Annotated in this window: 21 protein-coding genes; 7 read left to right on the top strand and 14 right to left on the bottom strand. The window is 64.5% G+C overall.

Annotated elements, in window-relative coordinates:
• Positions 1-125 precede the first annotated feature (125 nt).
• Entirely contained in the window at positions 126-623 is a 498-nt protein-coding gene (locus tag AC0L2J_RS22585; protein ID WP_007613384.1) for a GNAT family N-acetyltransferase, read from the top strand.
• On the opposite strand, the gene AC0L2J_RS22590 is transcribed toward AC0L2J_RS22585, so the two are convergent.
• Positions 605-1,786 carry an MFS transporter gene (locus tag AC0L2J_RS22590; protein ID WP_007613386.1) on the bottom strand — a complete coding sequence of 394 codons (1,182 nt, stop codon included), beginning with the start codon at positions 1,784-1,786 and terminating at the stop codon, positions 605-607. The two genes, AC0L2J_RS22585 and AC0L2J_RS22590, sit on opposite strands and share 19 nt — an antisense overlap.
• A 61-nt stretch (positions 1,787-1,847) precedes the next feature.
• Entirely contained in the window at positions 1,848-2,243 is a 396-nt protein-coding gene (locus tag AC0L2J_RS22595) for a (R)-mandelonitrile lyase (protein ID WP_198287912.1), read from the bottom strand.
• A gap of 297 nt (positions 2,244-2,540) precedes the next feature.
• Between AC0L2J_RS22595 and AC0L2J_RS22600 the strand changes: the two genes are divergently transcribed.
• Positions 2,541-3,440: a LysR family transcriptional regulator gene (locus AC0L2J_RS22600; protein ID WP_007613388.1), complete on the top strand. Its 900-nt coding sequence runs from the start codon at positions 2,541-2,543 to the stop codon at positions 3,438-3,440.
• 44 nt (positions 3,441-3,484) lie between these two features.
• Here AC0L2J_RS22600 and AC0L2J_RS22605 read toward each other — a convergent pair whose 3' ends face one another.
• The 4 genes from AC0L2J_RS22605 to AC0L2J_RS22620 form a co-directional block, all read right to left on the bottom strand.
• Positions 3,485-3,727: a hypothetical protein gene (locus AC0L2J_RS22605; RefSeq protein WP_007613389.1), complete on the bottom strand. Its 243-nt coding sequence runs from the start codon at positions 3,725-3,727 to the stop codon at positions 3,485-3,487.
• 58 nt (positions 3,728-3,785) lie between these two features.
• Complete coding sequence (locus tag AC0L2J_RS22610; RefSeq protein ID WP_007613391.1) at positions 3,786-4,904, bottom strand: DUF2336 domain-containing protein; 1,119 nt, start codon at positions 4,902-4,904, stop codon at positions 3,786-3,788.
• A gap of 399 nt (positions 4,905-5,303) precedes the next feature.
• Positions 5,304-8,933, bottom strand: coding sequence for an AsmA family protein (locus AC0L2J_RS22615; protein WP_473394510.1), 3,630 nt, complete (start codon positions 8,931-8,933; stop codon positions 5,304-5,306).
• Positions 8,934-9,073: 140 nt separating this feature from the next.
• Complete coding sequence (locus AC0L2J_RS22620) at positions 9,074-10,303, bottom strand: cytochrome P450 (protein ID WP_007613393.1); 1,230 nt, start codon at positions 10,301-10,303, stop codon at positions 9,074-9,076.
• 129 nt (positions 10,304-10,432) lie between these two features.
• Between AC0L2J_RS22620 and AC0L2J_RS22625 the strand changes: the two genes are divergently transcribed.
• The 4 genes from AC0L2J_RS22625 (at position 10,433) to AC0L2J_RS22640 (ending at position 12,629) form a co-directional block, all read left to right on the top strand.
• A complete protein-coding gene (locus AC0L2J_RS22625) occupies positions 10,433-11,044 on the top strand; it encodes a TetR/AcrR family transcriptional regulator (protein ID WP_007613400.1) in 612 nt (203 codons plus the stop codon).
• A 192-nt stretch (positions 11,045-11,236) separates the two neighbouring features.
• A complete protein-coding gene (locus AC0L2J_RS22630; protein ID WP_007613402.1) occupies positions 11,237-11,773 on the top strand; it encodes a hypothetical protein in 537 nt (178 codons plus the stop codon).
• A 60-nt stretch (positions 11,774-11,833) separates the two neighbouring features.
• Positions 11,834-12,187 carry a hypothetical protein gene (locus AC0L2J_RS22635; RefSeq protein ID WP_084777512.1) on the top strand — a complete coding sequence of 118 codons (354 nt, stop codon included), beginning with the start codon at positions 11,834-11,836 and terminating at the stop codon, positions 12,185-12,187.
• Between the two features lie 16 nt (positions 12,188-12,203).
• Positions 12,204-12,629 (top strand): hypothetical protein, encoded by a 426-nt coding sequence (locus AC0L2J_RS22640; protein ID WP_473394518.1) that lies wholly within the window; start codon positions 12,204-12,206, stop codon positions 12,627-12,629.
• 76 nt (positions 12,630-12,705) lie between these two features.
• On the opposite strand, the gene AC0L2J_RS22645 is transcribed toward AC0L2J_RS22640, so the two are convergent.
• The 6 genes from AC0L2J_RS22645 to AC0L2J_RS22670 all read right to left on the bottom strand — a co-directional run bounded on the left by AC0L2J_RS22645 (position 12,706) and on the right by AC0L2J_RS22670 (position 19,634).
• Positions 12,706-13,161: a hypothetical protein gene (locus AC0L2J_RS22645; RefSeq protein WP_473394521.1), complete on the bottom strand. Its 456-nt coding sequence runs from the start codon at positions 13,159-13,161 to the stop codon at positions 12,706-12,708.
• A 116-nt stretch (positions 13,162-13,277) separates the two neighbouring features.
• Positions 13,278-14,651, bottom strand: a complete 1,374-nt coding sequence (locus AC0L2J_RS22650) for an HD-GYP domain-containing protein (RefSeq protein ID WP_473394524.1) — start codon at positions 14,649-14,651, stop codon at positions 13,278-13,280.
• Between the two features lie 188 nt (positions 14,652-14,839).
• Positions 14,840-16,144, bottom strand: coding sequence for a glycoside hydrolase family 130 protein (locus AC0L2J_RS22655; protein WP_035975183.1), 1,305 nt, complete (start codon positions 16,142-16,144; stop codon positions 14,840-14,842).
• A gap of 44 nt (positions 16,145-16,188) precedes the next feature.
• Positions 16,189-18,465, bottom strand: coding sequence for a glycosyltransferase family 4 protein (locus AC0L2J_RS22660; protein ID WP_473394528.1), 2,277 nt, complete (start codon positions 18,463-18,465; stop codon positions 16,189-16,191).
• Positions 18,453-19,418: a class I mannose-6-phosphate isomerase gene (locus AC0L2J_RS22665; RefSeq protein WP_473394531.1), complete on the bottom strand. Its 966-nt coding sequence runs from the start codon at positions 19,416-19,418 to the stop codon at positions 18,453-18,455. Before AC0L2J_RS22665 ends, AC0L2J_RS22660 begins: the two co-directional genes overlap by 13 nt.
• A gap of 24 nt (positions 19,419-19,442) precedes the next feature.
• Positions 19,443-19,634, bottom strand: a complete 192-nt coding sequence (locus AC0L2J_RS22670) for a hypothetical protein (protein ID WP_035974339.1) — start codon at positions 19,632-19,634, stop codon at positions 19,443-19,445.
• A 417-nt stretch (positions 19,635-20,051) separates the two neighbouring features.
• Here AC0L2J_RS22670 and AC0L2J_RS22675 point away from each other — a divergent pair, with 417 nt between their 5' ends.
• Positions 20,052-20,363 (top strand): hypothetical protein, encoded by a 312-nt coding sequence (locus AC0L2J_RS22675; RefSeq protein ID WP_473250111.1) that lies wholly within the window; start codon positions 20,052-20,054, stop codon positions 20,361-20,363.
• Between the two features lie 39 nt (positions 20,364-20,402).
• Here AC0L2J_RS22675 and AC0L2J_RS22680 read toward each other — a convergent pair whose 3' ends face one another.
• A complete protein-coding gene (locus AC0L2J_RS22680; protein WP_473394534.1) occupies positions 20,403-22,988 on the bottom strand; it encodes an EAL domain-containing protein in 2,586 nt (861 codons plus the stop codon).
• A gap of 152 nt (positions 22,989-23,140) precedes the next feature.
• Positions 23,141-24,433 (bottom strand): MFS transporter, encoded by a 1,293-nt coding sequence (locus AC0L2J_RS22685; protein ID WP_088931182.1) that lies wholly within the window; start codon positions 24,431-24,433, stop codon positions 23,141-23,143.
• Positions 24,434-24,633 lie beyond the last annotated feature (200 nt).

The following is a 24,633-nucleotide window of genomic DNA, read 5'->3' on the forward strand; positions in this document are numbered from 1 at the left end:
GGCCTCTTTTCCATCGGGACATTTACCGGATGCCGCTGCAATTGCTCGTTAGGATGTGTTAGAAATCATGAGGAGCGGCGAAGACGCGTCATCTTGCCCTGCTCCGAAAGTCGCTATCCGGGTCCATGGATCATTTCAGCACCGAGAACCTGACTGCCGAGAGGCTGAACGAAAATCATCTCGCCGACCTCGTCGCCTTGCATCTCGATGCCGAGGTGTCCCGATATCTCGGCGGCGTGCGCCCGGCGGAGAGGACGAAGACCTATCTCGACACCAACATGGCGCATTGGGACCAGCATGGCTTCGGACTGTGGGTGCTGCGAACGAAATGCGGGGCATTCGCCGGGCGAGCGGGCATCCGGCACATCCTGGTGGACGATACCGACGAGATCGAGATTGCCTACGCGTTCAAGCGCGAAGTCTGGGGCCGTGGCCTTGCAAGCGAGACCGCGACCGCACTGACGGATATCGGACTGTTGCACCACCAGCTGCCGTCCCTCATCGGCCTGGTCTATGTCGGCAATGGCGCATCGCGTCGCGTTCTGGAGAAGTCCAACTATCTCCTTGAGAAAAGCACGATCCGTCACGGCGAAGACGTCGTGATCTACCGAATTCGGCGATAGCCACCAAAAGCGAGAAGCCCGGAGCCGCAGAGCACGACGGCGGCGGCAATGAAGGCGCTCCGGTATCCACTGCTGTCATACAAGACCCCTCCAAGCGAGGCGCCCGCCGTTATCGCCAATTGGATCACCGCGACTATCAATCCGCCGCCCGCCTCCGCATCCTCAGGCAGCGTCTTGCTCATCCAGGTCCACCAAGCGACTGGTGCGGCGGTGCCGATGAGGCCCCAACCGGCCAGCAGCACAGTGACAACAACGGTTGAGCCTCCGAAGGCGATCAAGCCAAGGGCAAGGGCGGCCATCGCAAGCGGCATCCCAATCAGAAGACCGTACAGGCCCCCTCTCAGAAGGAAGCTGATGAGGTAGGTCCCGAGCAGGCCCGCGACGCCGACCACGAGCAGGATGGCCGAGAGGGTCGAGACGTCTACGCGCGTCACGGTCTCCAGAAATGGGCGCAAATAGGTGAAAAGCGCGAACTGGCCCATGAACAGGAGAGCGACCGAAAGCATCCCAATGCTAACCGCCCGCCGGCGAAGCAATCCGAGTGCGTTCCACGCGGCACCGCGCTCGGAAGGCATCGAGGGCAATGTGGCGTATTGCCAGACCAGAGTGACGATCGCGAGCGGGACGACACAGAAGAAGGCGCCACGCCAGCCGATGAACTGACCGAGGTAGCTCCCGAGCGGCGCGGCGATGGTGGTCGCCAGCGCATTGCCCCCGTTGAGCAGGCTGAGGGCAGGCGCGACCTGCTGTTCAGGCACTAGACGCATGACCGTAGCCGCCGACATCGACCAGAACCCGCCGATGACGACCCCGATCAGCGCGCGCCCTACCATAAACACCAGCGCGTTCGGCGCCAGCGCCACCATCAGCCCCGAGACGATCATCAGCGAGGTGAGGCCCAGCAGAAGGCTGCGTCGATCGATGCCCCTTGTCACCGAGGCTATCGCAAGGCTCGTGAAGACGGCAAAGAGCCCGGAGACCGCGATGGCCTGGCCCGCCTGCCCTTCGGTCATTTGGAGATCGGTCCCGATGGGTGTCAGCAGGCTGACCGGCATGAACTCGGACGCAATCAATGTCCCGACGCATAGGGTCAGCGCAAAGACCGCACTCCAAGCCGGACTGCGCGACAGCGTCTCATTTCTTGCTGCGAATTGTACGCTCATGAAACCTCTTCCGATCGGCTGGGCGCGCTCGCCTGGGTTCGATACGGCGCATGAAGCGTCTTCACATTCGGTACTGCTCGTCGCCGACCTTCTCCATCCAATCGACCGCTCGTCCGTCCTGCGATTCCTGGATGGCGATGTGCGTCATGGCTGTGGTGGCCGACGCGCCGTGCCAGTGCTTCAACCCCGGAGGAAACCAGATGACATCGCCGGGCCGGATTTCCTGGACGGGCCCGCCGTCCCGCTGCGCCCAGCCGAGCCCTGCCGTGACGATCAGCGTCTGCCCGAGCGGATGCGTGTGCCAAGCCGTGCGTGCGCCGGGTTCAAAAGTGACCTGAGCGCCGCTGACGCGTGCCGGCTCGGGAGCCGCGAACAGTGGGTCGATACGCACCGTCCCGGTGAACCAGTCTTCGGGCCCCTTCTGGGAAGGACGGGACCCGTTTCTCTTGATGTCGATGTCCATTGCAGTCTCCTTCAGTGCTTCGGACGCGAGCGCCGGCGCCCTTTGAACTTCGATGATGGCGATGGCGATTGCGCTCCCCCCAATGAGGACGCCTCTGCGGGTCGTCACCGCATGCCTCCGCTGATCGCCGATCGAGAGAGGGCTTCTCGACGAGGGCATTGTTGTTCTTTCCACTGCAGCCGCTTTTTGTCCCGCCACAGGCCGCCGCCCGATGCTGATGGGCAACTAAGGCTTCCGCCTCCGCCCGATTAGGTGATAAAATCTGAATGCAGTCATAAGACAGGCTTATCAATGAACCGGGACGACGCCAGCGATATCCTGGCCTTCCTCGCTGTGGCGAGGGAGCGCAACTTCACACGTGCCGCAGCCAAGCTTGGTATGACGCAATCGGCGCTGAGCCAGATCATCCGAAAATTGGAGGAACGGCTCGGCGTCCGTCTTCTCAATCGAACGACCCGAAGCGTCACGCCAACTCAAGCCGGAGAACGGCTGTTCCTGAGCGTCGGGCCCAAATTCACCGAGATGGATGCTGATCTCGCTGCGCTGAGTGAGCTTCGGGAAAAGCCCGCTGGAACCGTGCGTTTAACGGCAACGGAGTATGCCGCCGCCGAAATCCTGCTGCCGGCGCTGGGGAAGATTCTTCCCCAATATGCAGACATCCACGTCGAGGTGATCATCGATTACGGGCTCACCAACATCGTGGCGCAGCAGGTCGATGCGGGCATTCGTCCGGGCGAGCTCGTCGCCAAGGACATGATCGCCGTGCGCGTCAGCCCTGATCTGCGAATGGCGGTCGTGGGATCGCCGTCCTACTTCGCCGAACGCAAGCGGCCCAGGATGCCTCAGGATCTAACGGGCCACAATTGCCTGAACCTGCGCCTTCCGACCCACGGCGGCAGCCTGTACGCGTGGGAGTTCGAGAAGAACGGGCGAGAGCTCAACGTGCGCGTGGAAGGACAGCTTGTGTTCAATAGCGCAGGGCTTCTTCTGGAGGGCGCGCTCAAAGGTTTCGGACTTGCCTACCTCACCGAGGGGCACGTGCAGCCATACATCTCACAGGGCCGGCTGATCAGGGTGCTGTCGGACTGGTGTCCGCCGTTCTCGGGTTATCACCTTTACTATCCCAGTCGGCGCCAACCTTCACCGGCATTCTCGCTGCTCGTCGAGGCTCTTCGATATCGCGGCAAGTAGATTGCCGCTCATTGCGCCTGACAATCTTCGACCGGGTACGACTGCTACCTGAAATAGCCCAGCACGAGATCGACGTCCGCGCTGCCGGCCGTCGTGCCGTTCAGCTCGGCGTCGATGACGCGGCGGCAGGCTTCGATCGCAGCGTGGTCACCGAGGTCGTTGGCGGCTTCCAGCACGAGCCAGGCGGCATCGACCGAGGCCTGGTCCGCTGCTCCGCCGCCGATCTCGCCGGCTGCGGCCTTGTTGAGGTTCTTCTTGCGAACGGCGGTGCCGAATTGAGGCAACATTGCAAATACTCCCTGCCAATTCCCGGATGATGCTCGGTGTACCTGTTCGGTGTACCGCTCAGTGCACCTGCAGCTCGGGCTGACGACCCGTGACGGGATCGGAGCCGGTCTTGCGCGACTGGTAGAACTTCAAGACGCTGCGCGACGTCTCGATCTTGAGCTTGCCGAAATCGCGTTCGTTGTCGTGGAGCTCGCGCGCCGTGATCAGATGATCCTTGGCGCCGAGGAACAGCAGCGACATCGTGGTGTCCCAGGAGAAATCGAGCGCCTTGCACAGCACCAGGATCATCTCGCGATTGCGATCCATCATCGCACGCTCGATCACGTCGACCGGCAGCGACGACAACAGCGACAGGCCGATCTGCACCTCGTCGAACCGGTGCTGGCGCGCATAGTTCGAGATCGAGTCCTGGTTGAGGTTGCCCTGCCGGTACTGCGTCGTCACCACGCGCTTGGCGACGAAATAGCTGCGCGAGGACGGGCCGAACTTGGAGTGCAGGTCGCCGGTGACGTCGCTGACCGAGCTCTGGATCTGCGCCATCATCTCGGGGCGCTCGTGCTCGAGCCGGCGGCGGACGTCCTCCGACGCCTTCGAGATCAGCTGCTGGAAGATGTGGCGCGGCACGTCCTTGCGCAGCCCAAGCTGCTCGGCAAGAATCGAGTCACCCTCGGCACGGCGAACCATGTGGAGCAGGCCCGAGCCGGAGAAGCGCGCGCCCTCGTTCCGGGCAACCGACGTCACGACCTCCTGGTCGCCGCGCTTGACCAGCACGTCGGTGACGGCCTCGCCGATCGACTTGCGCTGGGCGATCGCGAGCAGATGCAACTGGCTCTTGGTCATGGCGCTCTCGACCAGCAGCTTCTCGTCGAGACGATTGGAGTCGCGCAGCACGGGACCGGCGACCTCGATCTCGTCGGCGCTCGCGAGTTGCGCAATGACATTGAGCGGAGCGTGATCGCAGGCTGCCATCACCTCGGAGAGTTGCACCCGCGCGGCAACTTCGATCTCGTCGGCGAGCCGGCCGATGACCTCGCCGAACGTGCTGATCTCGTCGTCGCTGTAGCGGCCGGTGATCAGAATGTCGGTCGCGTGCCACAACGCCTTGGTCCGGCTTTCGTCGGTGCCGCGTGCGATCGCGTCGTCCAGATCCTGCAGAAGTGTTGTCGCGCCGTTCATCCCGATGACCCCAGTTCTTGGCTAGCCATCCTGCTTGTGCCGGCAGGACGCCGAGTTCCTCTGGGACCAGAGACTAGGGAACAAACGCGAGAATCCGGTAAAGTCGGCAGATCAGTTTTGCCGAGCAAAATTCGTTAAAATGCGAGGGAATGAGTTTACCGGTGAAGCTGCAGCCATCCTTCGAGACGCCCGCCTACGGCGGGCCCTCAGGATGAGGAATGAGTATGCGGCAGCATTTCAACGGAGACCGATTCAGCTAAGCCTCATCCTGAGGAGACCGCGAAGCGGTCGTCTCGAAGGACGAGGCGCTCGGTCAGGCGCCGCCAAGACGTCATATGCAATAGCCCTGCCCGCAGGCGGGAGAGGTTAAGAAGGCCAGCGGCCCGACCTCCAGACCAATCACGGATTCTGCGGCGTCAGCACCAGCGGCGGCTTTGGCTTGGGCTTTGCGGGGGGCGGGCCCGGGGCCGGCCTGACGTCGATCGGCGGGGGCAGCGGCGCGATCTGCGTGCTTGCAAGCGGCGGGCTTGGGGCCGCGGGAGCTGCCTGCGGCGCCTTGGGTGTCGGCGCGACCCTGATATCGGCCTTGGGCTTCGGCGGCGGCGCACGGCGCGGATCGCGGCCGGGCATCGGCACATCCTGCAGCGACGGCTCCGGCGCCGGGTCGGGCGACACCAGGGTCGGCAGCGCGGCGGTCGCCGGCGGCGGCTCGCCGCGCTCGATGGCGTCCAGCCGGCGCGTCTCGCGATCGATCGTGCGCACCGCGAGCCACGACGACAGCGGCCCGAGATCGACGGTGCGGTTGAGCCTGTCGGGGGGACCGGCCGCGAATAGCTGGATCTCCGGCGGCGCGCCGGAGAGCCCGGTCATGATCGGCGTCAGGCTGGCGCGGATGTCGGCCTGGTCGGCGGGGATGTCGTAGCCGCCGGAGACGATGGCACGCGCGTTCTTCGCCTCCAACGACGTTGCGCCGACGCGCAGGCGCCCGTCGCGGATCGTGAACGGGATCTGCGCCGAGGCCACTGCAATCGGACCCGCCGACAGCGCGGGCTCGACCAGCTGCCGCAGCCGGTTGTCGTCGGCAACCTGTCCGCCGTCGCTGGCGCGGATGGCGATCTCGAAGGCGCGCGGATTGAGGCCGGAGATTTCAGCGGATTCGAGCGTCACCGTGCCGTTGCCGGCGAGCGCGCCGGTGAGCGCAGCAACGCTGCGGCCCTGGCTGGTCAGCGCCATCTGCGCCGAGGCTCGTCCCTTCGGCAGCGCGAGGTCGCGGTAGCGCAGCGCCGCCGCGTCGACATTGCCGAGCTCGATACGCGCGTTCAACGTCAGACCATTGGCGCCATTGCGCGCATCGAGGCTCGCCGACATCTCGCCGCCGCCGAGGCCGCCCTTCATTGCGTCGAGCGCGAGCGACTGACCGTCGCTGCGGAGCGTACCGCCGAAGGAGCGCAGCTCGATGCCGCCGGGCAAGGTGCCGTGCAATGTCTGGAAGGCGACGCGGCCGCGCCAGCCGCCGAGAAGGCCGGCACTCAGCGACTCATTGGCATCGTGTCCGGCCGCGCCGATAGCCATCGCGAGCGCCGGCACGAGGTCGAGCGTATCGAGGCCGACTTCGCCGTCGACGGTTTTCTCCTGATCGAGCGTCACCGCCAGATGACCCCGTAAATGCGATCCGGCCAGAGTGCTGTCGAGATCGTTGAAGGTCAGGCGGTTGCCGGAGAGGGCGACGCGCGAGGACAGATTGACGCTCTGCACCGATTTATCGGCCGGGCTGGTCCCGAACAGCGGGGCCAGATTGGCATGGCGCACGCGCAAATTCACGCTGCCTTTCGGCTCCGACAATTCGACGTTGCCTTGTGCGTCCGCGTCCAATCCGCCGCCGCTGAGCTTTGCATTCAATTGCAGCGGATGGCGCCACGCGCCGCTCAAATGGCCTTCGAACTGCGAAGCGCCCTCGCCTGCGGCCACCAGGCGATCGAGCCCGAGCAACGCCAACAGCGCACTGGCCTGCGGTGTAGAGACTTTCGAATCCAGCGTGAAGTCGCTGTTGCGCAAGCGGTCGATGTCGATGCCGTTGACCGCGGCCACCGGCGTCTGCGCGGCCAGCGTCGCGCTGGCCTTGAGCTGCGGGGCGTCGAGCTCGATCACCGCGCGCGCGTCGTTGCGATCGGCGTGCTCGGCGTTCTTGTCGAGGCTGAGGTCGAGCTTGAGGCGGGTCGCACCTGGCAGCGACGGGATGGCGTCGAAGCGCGCGCGCACCGACGGCGCAAACGGCTCGAGCAGTGCGGTGAGATCGCGCAGCGAATTGGCGGAGGATTTCAGCGCGAACTTGCCAATGGCCTTGGCGCGGTCGAAGCTGCCGCTCGCTTCCGTGGTCACGCCGCTGGCCTGGCCGAACCGCAACTGCTCCAGCGAGAGCGACGCCGGGCCGTAGCCGAGTTTTGCGGTGAACGGCCGCAGCTCCTGTCCGGCCGAGATCGCGCGGCCGATATCGAGCGAAAGCTTCGCTTCCTCCGGCCATTCGCCCTGCGGCCCCGAAAGCGCGCGCGCAAAACTTGCGGCGGCATCGAGGTCGAGGCGGTCGGCCTTGAGCTCCGCGTCGATTCGCGAGCCCTTGCTCGCGCCGGTCTGGACGAAAGCGATGCGGCCTTCGACCGCGCCGCCCTCGATCTCGGCCTTCAGCCTGTCGATGGCGAAATGGTTGGCGGCGATGGTCACGTCACCGGCAAGGCGCAGCGGCCGCGTGCTGCGGCGGTTGACCTCGTTGCGGCCCTGGAGCCACGCCACCAGCGTATCGGGATCGGAGGAATCGACGCTGAGACGGCCGCTGAAGCTGTCGGCGCCGGGTGTCGCGCCGTTGAGCGAGAGCTGCGTCTGGCCTGGCGCGCGCAGCTCGAGCCGCTGGAAGGTCCAGGACCGTCCGTCGGTCGCAAGCTCGGCCGTGATGTTCTGGAGCGGCCGTGCGCCGAGCATGATCTGGTCGGAGTTGAACTCGATCTGCGCCGGGATCGGCGCCTGCGGGATTGCGGCGAGGCCCGCACGAAGCGCCGGAAGGATGCGCTGCGGCTCGGCATCGTTCTTGGCCGTCAGCTTGTCGGCATCGACCTGGCGCGCCGACAGCACCGCGCGCAGCAGCGGCGAAGCGCCGAACCTGATATCGCCGACGCCGCCGAGCTTCAGCGCGGAGTCTTCAGTGCCGAAGCTGGCGTCGACCTGCTCGAACTTCGCGCCGGCCGGATCGGCCTTGAGTTTTGTGGTGAGCTTCCAGGGCATCGGCCCCGCATCGCCCGGCTTCTTCGGCGCCGGCACGGCGAGCGTCAGCGCGCCGTCGAATTTCGGCAGACGGTTGTCGAAGGCAAGCACGCCTTCGAGATCGGCCAGGATCGCGCGCTCGCCGGGATCGATGTTGAGGTGGAGGCGGGTGGCGTTGCCGTCGGCGCTCGGGCCGGAGGAGACGCGGAACGGATAGCGGACGCCAGTGGCGGTGAAACTGCCGTCGCCCCGGACCGAGCCGGCCAGCGAGCGCACGTCGCCGGAGAAGGCGATGTCGTTGAGCTCCAGTGTCGAACGGCTGGCGGCATCATGCAGGGCGATGCGGCCGGTGAGGTTCAGCCGTTCGATCGCCAGCGATGCCAGATTGAAGCTGCCGCTCGCGGTAGACGGCAGATCGACCCGCCCGCGCGCGTCGAGGCCGAGATCGACCGCCATGCCATTGACCGAAAGCTCGGTGGCGCGCCATTCGCCGCGCATCAGCGAGCTCAGGCTGAACTCGACGTCGAGCTTGTCGGCGCGCAGGCGGCCGAGATCGTTGTTGCCGCCAAACGTGACCGCGCGCAGCCGCAGCGTCGGCGCCGGCAACAGCCGCGCGTCGAGCTCGCCCGCGACCCGCACCGGCACGCCGATGATCCTGCCGGCCTCCGCTTCAAACTGGGGCCTGAACTGGTTCCAGTCGACGAAGTACGGTCCGATCAGAGCGGCCAGCAGCGCTAAGATAAAGGCAATCGCCAATCCGAGCAGCGTCGTCTGCACGGGTCTCCCCTCGGCCAAACCGGATGCGGGCCTTGCCTGAGCCGCAGGGCCTCAGACGTACCGGAACAGCCCCTTATATAGGGGGAAGTGTGGCGAAGTCACAGCGACTGTTGCGCGCGGAGGTTAACGCCGGTGACCTATCACCAGCTCGCGGGCAGCCGCTTCAGGCCGCGCAGCACGAAGGTCGGCCGCCATTCCGGGTTTTCGACGTCGTCGATGCGCAGATCGGGCAGCCGCCGCAACAGCGTGGCGATGGCGATCTCGGCCTCGAGGCGGGCCAATTGGGCCCCCAGGCAGAAATGGATGCCACCGCCGAACGACAGCGGCCTCACGTTCTGGCGGGTGACGTCGAGCCGATCGGGGCGGTCGGGATAGACCGCCGGGTCACGGTTGGCCGAGCCCAGCAGGCAGAGCACGGTCTCGCCCTTCGGGATCTTCGCGCCGCCGAGATCGTCGATATCCTCCAGCGCGACCCGCCCGGTCATCTGCACCGAGGAATCGTAGCGCAGAAACTCCTCGATCGCGCCCACCATCAGCTCCGGCCGCGCCTTCAACAGTGCGAGCTGGTCCGGATTGCGATGCAGCGCCAGCAGGCCGTTGCCGATCAGATTGACCGTGGTCTCGTGGCCGGCACCGAACAACAGGATGATGTTGGCGGTCAGTTCCTCGTTGGTGAGCTTGTTGCCGTCTTCCTCGGCCTGCACCAGCTGGGTGATGAGATCATCGCCGGGATTTTTGCGACGCAGCTCGAACAGCTGCTGAAAATACATCTGCGCCATCATGTTGCCGGCGTTGCCCTTGGCGATCTCCTCCGGCGAGAGCGGCACGGGGTCGAGCAGCCGTCCGCCGTCGCGCGAACTGTTATAGAAAGTCTCGCGATGGTCCTCGGGGATGCCGAGCATGTCGCAGATGATGGTGACAGGCAGGCGAAAGGCGAAATCCTCGATCAGGTCCATGTGGCCGCGATCGATCACGGCATCGATGGTCTGGTCGACGATCTCCTGGATCCGCGGCCGCATGTCCTCGACGCGGCGGGCGGTGAAGGCCTTCACGACGAGGCCGCGCAGGCGGGTGTGGTCGGGCGGATCGGCCTGCAGCATCCAGTGGCTCATGCTGCGGAAGACCGGCTCCTCCATGATCTTCTCGCTATAGCGGCGCTTGGAACGCTCGACGAAATCCTTGCCGAAACGCTTGTCGCGCATCACGAGGCTGACATCGGCATGGCGGCTCGTGACGAACTGGCCGAACGGCGTCACGTGGATCGGAAAGATCGCGCGGAGCCGGTCATAATGCGGATAGGGATCGCGGATGAAGTCCGGCGACAGCGGATTGAACAGCGGACCGCCGGCGCCCTGCACGTGCTCGTTCATGGTGACCTCATATCGGTTGCCGCATGAATCGGAGACGCCGGGCAGCCCCTCTTGCGCAGCGTAACCATCCCCGAATTATCAACTCGATACATTGTTGTATCGAGTTGCATTCTGCCCTAACCTGCTCCGATGTCAAGGGTGAGAACCAGACCGACCAGGGACGACACGCGCGACAAGCTGTTCGAGGCGGCGGCGCGCGTGTTCGAGGAGGACGGCATCGGCGGCGCCAGCATCGAGGCGATCGCGGCGGCGGCCGGATTCAGCCGCGGCGCGTTCTATTCCAACTTCAAGAGCAAGGACGAGCTGATCATCGCCATGCTCGAGGACCATGTCGCGCAGTCGATCCGGCGCAACATGGACATCCTCGCGCAGCACGGCAATCTCGACGACTTCATCGCGGCGCTGAAGACGATGGATCGCACCCGGCAGGACCCGCTCGGCCGCTCGCCGCTGCTGCACATGGAGATGATCCTCTTCGTCGCGCGTGCCGAGAAGCGCCGGCCGGAGCTTGCAAAACGCCTGCGCGCGCGGCGCAAGCTGGTCGCCGACATCGTCGAGGCCACGCTGAAGAGCAACGCGAAGGGCGACACGCTGAACCCGCCATGGATGGCCTCCGTCGTGCTGGCATTGGAAGACGGCTTTCGCCTGCACCGCCTGATCGATCCGGAGACGACGCCGGCCGACAGCTTTTTGCGCGCGATCACGGATCTGCGGCGCAGGACGGGATTGGCGTCGGACTAGCGTTTGTTTTCCTTCGGATCGCCGAGCTTCGCTGTTCCCGCTCGACACGTTCGCTGCGCTTCGCGGCTGGAACCTGGCCAGGATCATGCGCGCGCATTTTCCACTTCGTCGCACCCATCCAAGGAACGTTTGTGCGGCTTACCACTTTATCCCGAGCCTGTTTTGGCAATTTGATCTTTGGAGGAGACAGCGATGAGGATTCTGAAATTATCTGCGGCCGCAGCTGCGCTGCTGGCCGGTACGGCGCTCGCGATGGCGCAGTCGAGCTCGACGGTCGGCACTGGCGGCTCGTCAGCCGGCGGTGGCACCAGCAACTCGACGATCGGCACGGGTGGTTCATCGGCAGGTTCGGGCAGCGGCTCGGGCTCGGCATCGACGCTTGGCACCGGCGGCTCGTCGGCCGGCGGCGGCACCAGCAGCTCGTCGATCGGCACCGGCGGCTCTGCTGCGGGCTCCGGCAGCGGCTCAGGCTCAGCCTCGACGCTCGGCACTGGCGGTTCGTCGGCGGGTGGCGGCAAGAGCTCGTCCAGCGTCGGCACCGGCGGCTCGGCGGCGGGCTCCGGCTCCAACTCGGCATCGACGCTCGGCACCGGCGGCTCCTCGGCCGGCGGCGGCAAGAGCGGCTCGACCGTGGGAGCGGCCGGCTCCTCCGCGGGACATGCCAGCGACATGGGCATGGACAAGGGCAAAGGCCACCACAAGGACGAGATGAAGAAGGACAAGGACTGACATCCCGGCCGGCGGAGCGGCAGCAATGCCGCTCCTTCGTCCTTCCTGAGGAGGACTGGCATGAACAGATCAATCGTTGCGATCGCAGTTTTGACTTTGATAAGCAGCGCCGCCGTGGGGGAAACCATGCAGAAAACCGGCAAAACCGCATCCGGCGAGACCTGCCGGGTCACGGTGGACAAACATCCCGACGGCAGCATTACCGCGCTGGGGTCATCGGGTTCAGGCACAACCGGCTCGACCTCATCGAGCGGCTCGCTGTCGAGCTCGAGCTCGGCCGGCGGATCGTCGGTGCACGTCCAGGCCGGTGGCGGCAACGTGTCGAGTTCGTCCTCGACGGCCGGCGGCCCCGGTTCGACCAGCGCGAGCACCGTCACAGTGAACGGCTGCACCATCTCGACATCGTCGCCGTAGCAAAAGGATTTGACAGATGAGAATGTTGATCGCGACCTCGTCGGTCGCACTCCTGCTCGCCGCCTCGCCGTTGTCGGCACAAACCAGCATGACCGGCGGCACCGGCGGCTCGGCTGCGGCTGGCGGCACCTCGGCCAGCACGCTCGGTACCGGCGGCACGTCGACGTCGGGCTCCGGACAGACCGGCTCGTCCATTGCAGCCGGCGGCAGCGCCGCGTCCGCCAACGGCAAGGCGCAGTCCGGCACCAGCATGAACAAGGGCAACGGTCCGGTGCTCAATTCCAATGCGCGCGCGCAGGCGCACGAGGGTGGTACGTTCAGCCGCTCCCACACCCGCACGAAAGTGAAGGCGGGCGAGGATGTCGGGTCGACCACCAAGACCATGTCGCACGTGCCGGGCTCCAAGCCGACCATGTCGACGACATCGACCAATTTGCGCTGAACCATCCTCACGAGACTGCTGCCCGCGATTTGCGGGCAGCTTTTTCTTCGTAAACAGGTTTTTCTTTGTGACCGGATCAACCGCCGCTCAGCGTGCGGCTGACGCGGGTCACGACGGCATCCCACTGACGCTTCTCGGCGGCCGGGTAGTTGATCAGCACGCAATGCACGTAGCGGCGGCCAAAGTTGCAGCGGTTGTACCAGATCTTGCCGCCCCGGGTGCTGGAGACCACGAAGAAGCGCGGCGTGATGCGCTTGTAGGTGATGCCGGACGGCGGATTCTTGCGCGCCAGGAAAGCGGCCGGTGAGCTGCCGTCACTGGGAACGGCCTGCACCGTCAAATCCGCGCGGCCGTCGCTGGTCCGGTACTGCATGCCATAGCCGTCGGGCTGGCCGGCTTGCTCGGTGAAGATCGACGAGGGAATGTCGACGCTGGTCCCGGTCTCGGGAATACGATAGCCGCTCCAGCTCTCCGCACCGGCAGCAGCCGGCAAGCTACAGAGCATCACAAGGATGGTGGCAATCTTTTTCATCGTATGGCCCGGTTTGCGCTGGTGGGCCGACAACGTGGGGAAACGCCGGACGTTCCTTTCCGCGGCATGAACGCGCGTTGCGCCGGACGTTGCAAGCCGGATGACGACGGACCCTCTCAAGCCGCGAGCGTCTCGTCCACACGTCCAAGAGCCCGACGAAGAGCCGCAAAGCAGTCCGCGTCGATCTGGGTGCCGATCATCTCCGACATGATTGCAATGGCTTTCGTCACCGGCATGGCGGCCCGATACGGCCGGTCCGCGGTCAGCGCATCGAAGATATCCGCGGTCGTGATGATTCGGGTGTCCAGGCAGATCTGGTCTCCCGCGAGCCCACGGGGATAGCCTTTGCCGTCCAGCCGCTCGTGATGCGCCCCGGCGATCGGAGCGAGATCGCCAAACGCGCCGATGCGCGACAGGATCGCTTCCGAATGCGCGGAATGCTTGCGCATGATCTCCCATTCGTGGTCGTCAAGCTTACCCGGCTTATCCAGGATTGCGTTGCTGACGCCGAGCTTGCCAATGTCATGCAGCAGCGCGGCACGCTTGAGCCAGCGTCGCCGCTCGGCAGCGAACTCCAGCTGCTCCGCGATCATGTCGGTAAACAGCGTTACGCGCTCGCTGTGGCCGCTGGTGTAGGGACTTTTGGAATCGACCACCTGGGCGAAGGCCGCCGCGATATCATCCAGATAGTCCTCATCCACCGGGACGCTCGCCTGCTGCGGCAGCAGAGGAACAGTCTCGGACCCACCCTCAGCGCCAAGCATGCCCCAGAATCCAGGCCGCGCCGCGATGCGCTCAAAAGCGGCGACCAGCTCTGGATCGAACCAGGTGCCGGCTCGATTCCGCGCCTCACGAAGGGCGGCTTCGGGACCGTTCGCGATGTAGAACACATCGACCACCTGGGCCAACAATGCGAGGCGGGAATAAATCGGGATCGCCGCGCCGCGAAGGCCGAGCGGCTTGCCGCCGCCATCCCAATGCTCATCGAGGTTTTTGATGCCCTCCGCGACCGGCTCGGAGAAGCGCATTTTGCGGGCGATGTCGGCGCCGCGATGGCAGCGCGTCTCGATCAGTTCGCGAGCGATCTCGCCGCCGTTCTGGAAGATGTTGACGATGGCGCGAAACCGTTCGGCCAGGCCGGCTTTCAGCCCGGTATGGCCCAGCACGAAGCGCAGCGCCTGCGGCAGGCTGCCGTCAATGAGCTTGAAGTCCTGCTTGAAGGAGAGATCATCGGTCAGATACAGCTCGCAGATGCGCGCAGCGTTGCTGCTGCAGCCGAGATCCTTCAGCAACAGCGCGTAGTAAAGTTCGACGATCTCGTCCTCGTCGAGGCCGATCTCCCTGCCGATCAAGACGCCGATGCGGCTGCATCGCACGCAATGTCCGGCCGGCTGCCCCTCGGAGAGATCGAGTGCGTGGCTCAGCGCACCCAGCAGTTCAGAAAGCGTGATCCGATCGAGCGGCTTGGGGGCGTGCAGGATGGGGTCCATCGACGGGGGCTCCGGGGCTGGTTCGGCCTGTGAAGACGCGGATCACATCACCAGCCGATCAACTGATCACCAGAGGATTAACAAGAGGTTTGTTTGGGGGTGATCCATTCGAAAGTCGCCCCCTACGCCGACCGCTTCACGCTTTTTTCATCTCACCGGATGGATGTCGCGAACGGTCAGCGCAGGTCCTATGCGCTACTGTCCATGGCCGCGACCAAGGACGCGATCTCGATGGTCGCGAAATTGCAGAAGGTGTCGGAGACCGCATAGGGGAAGATGATCTTGTCGCGGTGGCGCATCGCGCCGCAGGTATAGACGACGTTGGGAACATATCCTTCGCGTTCGGAAGGGTCCGGGCGCAATAGTGGCTCGCGCAGGCGACCGAGCACCTTCGAAGGGTCCTTCTTGTCCAGCAGCGCAGCCCCGATCGAATATTTCCGCACAGGGCCGACACCGTGCGTCAGCAGTAGCCACCCCTCATCGAGCTCGATCGGAGATCCGCAATTGCCGATCTGCACGAACTCCCAGGGGTATCGCGGCTTCAGAATCGGCTGGCCCCCATCCCACGTATGCAGATCGTCGGAAAAGATCAGATAGAGGTTCTCGTTATCCTGGCGCGCGATCATCGCATATCTGCCCCCGATCTTGCGCGGGAATAACGCCATGCCCTTGTTGCGCGCGGCATTGCCCTTCAGGGTCGACAGCCGGAACGATACAAAATCGGACGTCTCGATCAGCTCCGACCGGATCGCCCGTCCGCTATAGGCAGTGTAGGTCGCGTAGTAGATCGTCTCGCCGGCGTTGCTGAATTGCACAAAGCGGGCATCCTCGATCCCGTTCGACTGCGCTTCGGTGATCGGAAAAATCACCCGCTCGCTCAGATCCTGGCCGGCCGCGAAAGTAACAGCAATCTCGTCGCCGCCGGCGCCCGATGTCAGCCTGACGAGATCGGGGCTGGATGCCAGACGCACCGTCGGGTCGATGGTCACGGTCCCGTCTTCCGCAATAAGCCCCGAGCGAAATGTCAGCGAAGACACATGACCCTCGCCGACCGCACGCAGACTCAGGACGAAGCGGAGGCTGCCTTCCGGCGTTCCGGATTGATCGGGATGTGGCACGATACTCGGATTGAACAATGCCGAGGCCTCAAACGAATATTCGTTGAGAAAATAGGCGCCCGCGAGTTGGCGCTGCACCTGCGTGAAGACAGCATGGTCGGCCAGCGCCTCTTCCATTTCCGCGGCGCGTGCCTCGAAGGTCCGCAACAGATTGCGGTGACGGCCGAGGAAGTTCTCCAGAACGTCGGCCAATTGCCGTCCAGCGGTCTCGGGATCGAGCGCGAGGACCCGTTCGACGATATGGTTGGCGCGGGTCTTGTCCGTCGGATTGAGGTCGCGCGGCTCTGTTGCCGGCTTGAAGGGCCGGACGATGACACGGGTCGGATCAGGCCGCAGCTGAAGGGCTTGGCGTTTGAGGAAGGGAGATTGCGACAAAACGGCCTCGATGGGTTGAAGGATGAAATCGTAGTCCTGCTCCGTCAAGCGACGAGAGGAGCAGGTTTGGCCCGGCTTTCGCTGAGGCGGGCAATTTGCCGAATCTCGGAAAGACCAAGCAAATACGACACCACGGATTCCCCTCCCCGATTCTCATTGGGACGGTCGGGGTGCAGGCCATCCCGGCAGCTTCCGGTTTCCAGATCGACCAGCGAGGCCGACAGATCGTTGCTGCCTAGAAACCACGCAAAGACCCGCGCGGCTTCGGCTTTCCACTCGACATCGTGATCGGCCCGCCACGCAGCGAGGCATGCCGCGATGGTCGCCGCGGCCTCCAGCGGCTGCTGGTCGAAGGCTTGCGACGGCTGGCGTCGATCGCCAAATCCCGCTGTGCCGATCGGGCGGAATTGGCCTTTTGCTGAGGTTTGGCGCTCCACAAGCCAGCGCAACGACTCCAGACCGATATTGACATAACGCGATGTCTTGCTCGCCAGGCCGGTCATGATCAGCGCCTGGGGCAAGCGGGCGTTATCGTAGGCCAAGCCGTCCTCGAACCAGACCCAATCGCCGGTGGCCACGGTGTCGAAGATCAAGACCAACCGATCGGCAAGCACGGCACGCAGGCGGGTCGCCTGGACATCGTCCGGGACCGCCGAGCAGTAAGCATCGAGGCCCAGCAATACGAACGCCCACGCACGGGGCGAACGAAAGCTTTCCACTGTCGCCATCGCTTCGGAAAACAGCGCCGCGGCCCATGAGCGCCGCGACGGGCTGGCATCGGTCAGCGCGCACACGCCCAAGGCCCAGAGCGTGCGTCCGTGGCTATCCTCCGACCCCCTGTCCTCCAACCAGCAGCGGTTGAAGCCCATGAAATTGCGAAATCGTCGTGTATCCGGATTCCAGGCGTGCTGGACAAAGGCGGCAAATCGCGCCGTCAGGACTTCCGGCAGCCGCTCTTCGCCCGGATTGTTGAGCGCACAGGCCACGAGCAGCGCCCGGGCGTTGTCGTCGACGCAATAGCCGTGGGCACGATCCGGCACGCTATGAACGGCATGCTGAAACAATCCCGTGTCGTCACACATCGACAGGAAATGACCGAGCTGCATTTCCGGCGGGGCGCGGCTGTCGCGCAGCAGCGTACCAGTATCCGTGCGCGCAATGGTCTTGAGCCGATGCCGTCGGCCGGCGTTCTCGAAGACCGACATATAGCGTTCGGCGGTTCTTTCCCACGTCATCGCGCGGCTGCTCGAATAGGCGCGCTTGCGCATCGCCTGCCGAAGCACGTCGTTGGTGAGCAACTTGGCGATTTCGACGCCGAGCGCGGCCGCATCGCCAAACGGAACCAGGATGCCGCGGCCATCGGCCAATAGTTCGCGGGCATGCCAATACGGGGTGGAAACCACGGCTTTACCGAGGCCAAAACTGTAGGCCAGCGTGCCCGATGTCATCTGGGCCTCACTGAGGTACGGCGTCACGTAGACGTCGGACATCGAGATGAACTCGAGCAGCGTTTTCTTGTCGACGAACTGATCGAGGAATACGACGTGATCATCGACGCCAGCCTGGCGCGCATGCGCCATCAGGGCCTCCCGATAGGCTTCACCCCTGTCTCGCACGAGGTTGGGATGCGTCGCACCGAGCACGACGTAAACGGCGTCGGGTCGCGTCTTCAGAATCGAAGGCATCGCATCGATCATGACTTCGATACCCTTGTTCGGCGACAGCAATCCGAAGGTCAGGATGACCGACTTGTTGCTGAACCCGAGCGCGGCTTTGGCCGCGTCGGGTTCGACGAACGCAAACTCCGGGATACCGTGCGGGATGATTTCGATCTTCTCGTCAGCCACGTGATAGACGGAGCGCAACAACTCTCGACCCTTTTCAGCCATCACGACCACCTTGGACGAGCACTCGACGATGCGCGCGATGACATCGCGCTGAGCCTCTGTCGGCTGGGACAGGACCGTATGCAGGGTTGTCACTATCGGTATGGTCAGGCGCGACAAGAGCGCCATGATGTGGCCTCCGGCTTCGCCGCCGAAAATGCCGAATTCGTGCTGCAGCGAAACCGCCTCGAAGCCGCCGCTGTTCAGATAGGCGGCCGCGCGGATATAATCATCTTGCCGGTCGTCATTGATCTCCAAGCCCACGGTGGCAGGATAATCGTAGACCTGGCCGTGATCCGTCATCGCGACGATGACAGTCTCCAGATCACCCCGGGACGCCGCAATGGCGCTCTGCAAGTCGATGGTGAAGGTCGCAATGCCGCAGCGGCGGGGAAGCGAATTGCCGATGAATGCGATACGATTTACGGCAGCCAATTTGGCGTCTCCGATTGTTTGAGCGCGGCGGTCTCGAAGGGAGACGGGACCAGGGGGCTGGGAAAGGCGTGCGGTACGCGACTGGCGCTGGTGGCGCTGCGCTCTATCAACGCAGCAGGGTTTATCTTCGGGCCGGGATAGGCCAGCAGCGCTTTCAAGCCGTTCGCACCGACCTCGATTTCCGCATGGTCGGCTTCCAGGAAGAACGCCTCCCCCGGTGCCAGCCTGGTCGAGCCGAGTTGGGCGTGGCCTTCGATCGCCAGCAGCCAGGTCTCTTTCGGTGCGTCGAGCATCCAAATGGAGCCTGGAGCGAGGTCAGTTTGCTCCAGCGCAAAATAGGAATTGACTGTCAGGACCGTTCGCGCGGCGCTCAGGCGCTCGGAAGGCATTTGGATCCCGCGTGGGCCCGCCGTCGCCACCGCGAGGGCATTGTCGATGTGCAGTTCGCGCTCGCGTCCATAGTCGAACAGCCGGAACGTGGCGTCGCTGTGCTGCTGGATTTCGACGAGCACGATGCCAGCGCCGATCGCATGGACGGTTCCAGCAGGAATGAAGATGACGTCGCCGGGATGAACCGGCTGCCAATCCAAGATATCGGCGATCGAGCCGTCAGTGATTGCCGCTCGCAACTCTGCGGCGGAGCGCTGATGGTTCAGCCCCACCGCGACCTTGGCACCGGGAATCGCGGAGACGATGTACCAGGCTTCAGTCTTGCCGTTGGCAAGCCCGATCGAGCGCGCGAACGCATCATCCGGATGAACTTGAATCGACAGCGGCTCGGTGGTGAAGAGCATCTTGAGCAGCAACGTCGTCCTGGGCGCAGCAAGACCCGGGCGCTCGAACCACAATTCCCCGATCGGGCCATCGCTCGTCGACGCCAGGCTCCAGGGCCGCAGATCGAGGCTGCCCCAGGGCTTCGGCTTGGTTCGCACGATGGCATGTTCGACCGTCAATCGGGCCTCCCAAAGGCTGTGCGATCAGTCGTTGACCGTTCGCGCCGGACGCGGGCCGGTCCAGGGCGGAAGCGCGTCCCATTCAGCCCTTCGCATGCGGCGCTCTTCATCGCCGACCTTGACGAAGACAAATGGAGCGTCGTCCTGCCCGGTCTTCGATCCCGTGAATGTGGCCGGAAGCCCGTTCGAGTTTCGGATCGTTGCTGTGTTTGCCACGTAAACCTCCTGACGATCTGCGTGCGAGATCGCTGCTGCAGATCAATTGAAAATGGATTCCGATGCATGAAGGCCGACGCAGTGACCCGCACCGGCGCCGGCGATACCAATCAGTCCAGGAGATTTGTATTCTGGGATATCGGACATCCGACCGCCTGCGTGGTTGAGGCGGGAGCGCAATGCTCTCAGTCACCGATAACTGCCAAGGGCGGGCGGCGATATCGGGTATATAGGAACGCCGTCGCCCGATAGCGAGACGAGCGCATCAACCAGATCGGCTTTATTAGCTGTATCTTTGTGTTGGCGTTACTCTATGGTCACACGGCCTGACGTCTGAGTTGACGGGGCTCATCGCTCGATTTCAATACTGGCCGGCTGATCCCCCTCTCAGAAGGGTTTTCGGCAATCGGATGTCGCATGGTTTCAACGGATCGTTTCCGGCAAGAGATTCGATCCCGGCTCGAATTGGCGAATGCGCAAGGCCGCCAGAACCTGACCATCGAGTGTGGCGAACTTTACCGGTCCATGAGCCAGCTGCCCATTTTCAATCGATGGATGATCTTCTGCTGCAATGCTATGCGCGCGGAAATGGCCTTGACCGATCATTTGATTTTCGATGACAGGAACGAAAGTCTGCTGACCGTTCACTATGCATTGCCGCGTCAATGCCGACCAAAAATAAAACCAGCCACGATCCAAGCAGCGCGTTTCGTTGATTTCGATCGCTAGCCGGTCGTTGCTGCTGTGGCGGCTCCGAGAGCAGACGCCCTACGCCGACCGCTTCACCGCGGTCGCGCCGGCCGGTGCAACGTCGAGACGAGCGAGCATCGCCCGCGCCTGCTCGGCGCAGTGCTCGATCAGCCAGCGTTCGAACGCTACGGGCGCGAGCGCGGGCGCGTAGAGGAAGCCTTGCACAACGTCGCAGCCGAGTTCGGCCAGCACCTTGCGCTGCGCCTCGGTCTCGACGCCTTCGCCGACGACGGTCATGCCGAGGCCCTGACCGACGCGCACCACGGCGGTGGCGATCGCGAGCGCGCCAGCGTCATGCTCGATGTCGTGCATGAAGCTGCGGTCGATCTTGAGCTCGCGGATCGGCAGATGGGCGAGCCGGCTCAGGCTGGAATAGCCGGTGCCGAAATCGTCCACGGAAAGTCCGACGCCGAGCTCCCGGATCGCGTTCATCGTCTCGAGCGCGGCGACGCTGTCCTGCATGAACGCGCCCTCGGTGATCTCGAGCATCAGCGCGTCCGCCGGCAGATCGTATTCGGCGAGGATGTCCTTGAGCCGCGCGGCCAGCGTGACGTTGCGGAAATTGATCGGCGACAGGTTCACCGACACGGATGGAATGTCGAGCCCGGCGCGGCGCCAGCTCGCCATCTGCCGGCAGGCCTCGCGCACCGACCACAGGCCGATCTGCTCGATGAGGCCGCACTCTTCGGCGAGCGGGATGAATTTTGCCGGCGAGACGTCGCCGAGTTCGGCATCATGCCAGCGCGCCAGCGCCTCGACGCCATGGATCGCGCCGTCGCAGCTGCGGATCTGCGGCTGATAGCGGAGGGTCAGCGCGCCCTCGGCGATGGCGCGGCGCAGCGCCGCAATCAAGGCCAGCCGCTGCTCGGTGAGCCCGTTCATCTCGGCGCTGAACAGGCGATGGGTCGAGCGTCCCGCCTGCTTGGCCATGTACATGGCCGCGTCCGCCTGCTGCATCAGGGTGTCGATGTCGGTCGCATGATCGGGATAGAGGCTGACGCCGATGCTCGCAGACATTTGCAGCTGCCTGGAGCCGAGCCGCAGCGGCGCGGCCAGCGCTTCGGTGATTCCGGCCGCGACGCGCTCGGCACTCTCGGCGTTGCGCCGCGGCAGCAGGATGACGAACTCGTCGCCGCCGAGCCGCCCCAGCATGTCCTCGGGTCCGATCTGCTCGCGCAGGCGCTGCGCGAGCTGGATCAGGAGCTCGTCGCCGGCGGCATGACCGAGCGTGTCGTTGACGTCCTTGAAATGATCGACGTCGAGGAAGGCCAGCGCGACGTGGCTGCCGGTCGGGCAGGCATCGATGGCGGTGGTGATGAGGCGCCGCAATTGCGCGCGGTTCGGCAGGCCGGTGAGGATATCGTGATAGGCGAGCCGCGCGATCTCGGCGCGCGCTTCCTTGCGCTCGATCGCGAAGGCGCCGAGATTGACGCAGGCCTCGACGATGCGGCGGTGCCAATTGCTCGGCGCGCGCGGCTCCCGGTAGTAGAAGGCGAAGGTGGCGATGACCCGTCCGTCCTTGGCCTTGACCGGCGTCGACCAGCATGCGCGCAGGCCCATCGCGAGCGGCATCGCCTTGTAGGGCTGCCAGCGCGGGTCGGTCTCCAGATCGGTCGCCAGCACCGGCTCGCCGTAGAAGGCCGCGGTTCCGCACGAGCCGACATTGGGACCGATGGCAACGCCCTCCAGTGCGCGGGAATAGTCCTCGGGCAGGCTTGGGCCGCCCAGCGGATGGATCAGGCCCGCGGCGTCGACGTGCAGCAGCGAACAGACGACGTCGGGCGCCATCTGCTCGACACGGCGGCACAGCCGGTCGGCGATCTCGCCGATCGGAACCTCATCAGCGAGCGCGCCCATGATGAGCTGCTGCAGCGAGTGCAGCTGCTTGGTCTCGGTGATGTCCTCGAGCAGCGCGAAGATGTGCTTGACCTGGCCCTTCCTGTCGCGGAAGGCATCGATGCGGGCGCAGACCCAGATCTCCTCGCCGTCCTTGTCATAGGCGAGCATCTCGACCTCGCCGCGGTGGCCGCCATCCATCAGGCGCTTGACGAGCTTCGCAACGGCCGTGCGATCGGTGTGGCGGCCGGCGATCAGCCCCCTGGCACGGCGGCCCTCGGCTTCTTCGCTGGTGTAGCCGAACAGCGTCGTGAAGGCGGCATTGACGTAGACGATATTCTGCTCGGTGTCGGTGATGAGCACCGCGCGGTTGGTCTGGTCGGAGACGGCGTGGAGCAGCCCGATTCTGGCGCGGCGCTCGGCATCCGCGGTGACATCGCGCGCGAACACCATGCGGTAGGTAATGCCTTCACTTGCAATGGATGAAAGCGAGATGGCCGCGCGGATGCGGCTGCCGTCGTTTCGCACGAGGCTGATCTCGTCACGGAATTCTGCAACCGGATCGGCCTGAAGGCATTTGAGGGTGAGAATTTCGGCGTCGCGGCCGAGCACATCAGCGCGCGCGAGTTTCCAGATCCGCTCTGCACCGGCATTGAAATGCGTGATGCGATGCGCGCTGTCGACGATGACGATGCCCTCGTCGGCGCGTTCGAGCGCGGCCAACAGCACTTCCGGAGTTTCTGTCATGGCACGATCGGAGGCGGACATCGCTAGACCCGGAGGCATCGGGAAGATATGGCAACCGAGGCTAGCGCCACGATGGTGTCCAAGACGTTTTTGCACTCCGCTCGCACCGCGCCAAGACGCGACATGCTTAACGTTCCGCAAAAGACGCGAAGGTAATTCGGTGCGTACGGAACCTATTCGGCACCCGCGCCCGCCGGAAGCTTGCCGGCGACGGCGCGCACCTTGCGCGGCGCGGCTTGCCAGATCGAGAGCGCCGACAATCCGCTCACGATGATGGCAACGCCAAAGGCGAGCGTGTAGTCGCCGGCCCGATCATAAAGCAAGCCGGTGACCCAGGGACCGGCCGCGCCGCCGGCCAATGCCGCCAGCATGATCGTGCCGAAAATGCTGCCCTGGTGCCTGCCCTGAAAAATCTCGAAGACCACCGCGCCCATGATCGAGGTCAGGCCGTAGCCGAGCGCGCCCTGCGTGAACACCATGAGGTAGACCAGCCACAATGACGGCTGGAATTTCAGTGCGATCAGCGCGGCGAAAGAGATCGCAAAACCCGCGCAGCTGATCGCCCACACCCATTCCCGCCCGATCCGGTCGGAGACATGGCCGAGCAGGATCTGGCCGGGAATGCCGAGCAGGCTGACGATGCCGAGCGCCCACACCGCAACACCCGGGCTGAAGCCGATGTCGAGGAGGAATTTGGTCTGGTGCACCTGCACTGCGTACCAAATGTACAGGCCGCAGAAATAGCCGAGCGCAATCCACCAGAACCGCGTCGTGGCGACCGCTTTCCGGAGTGTCCATTCGGTCCCGGCCCAGACGGGATCGACGATGTTGGAGACGGGTTTTGCGGCGCCTGCGGCCGGCGCGGCATCGCCGTCAGGCCGCAGGCCGATATCCTCGGGGCGCCTATGCAGGAACAGATTGATCGGCGCCAGCACGATCAGGACCATCAAGCCCATCGCCGTGCAGGCGGTGCGCCAGCCGGTCCCTTCGATCATGTGCTGCACCCACGGCAGCAGCGTCACCGAACCGATGCCGACCCCGGCGAAGGCGATGCCGATGGCGAGGCCGCGCGTTCGGATGAACCAGTTCGGCAGGAACAGCGACTGGCCGGAATAGCCGAGACACACCGAGCCGGCGCCGACCATGACGCCGATGGTGACATAGAGATGCCAGGGCTCGCTCGTGAGCGGCGCGAGCAGCAGCCCGCCACCCATCAGAACCACGCCGAGCTCCATCACCGCGCGCGGGCCGGCGCGGTCCATCAGCCGGCCGATCAGCGGGCTGACCATGCCCGACACCACGAAGCCGAAGGAGAAGGCGCCCGCGGTGACGCCGCGCTCCCAGCCGAATTCGGAGATGATGGGAGGAAAGAACAGCGAGAAGGCGGTGCGCGCGTTGACGCCGATCGCCATGGTGACGAAGGTCACCGCGACCACGACCCAGCCGTAGAAGAACGGAAGCCGCATTGTGTATTTCATCCCTGGACGGTCCTTCCGACCATCCGGGACTGCCCGGGTCAAGCGTTTTTCGCGCATGCCCGTTGAGCGAGAGCGCGATCGCATTCGAGAGCGGTTTCCCCGCGGCCATCCTTCGAGACGCCCGCTTTAGGCGGGCTCCTCAGGATGAGGACGGAGTGTACGGCAGCAGTTCAACAGGCGCCGATGCC

The organism is Bradyrhizobium sp. MV1.5 (genome assembly GCF_055807615.1).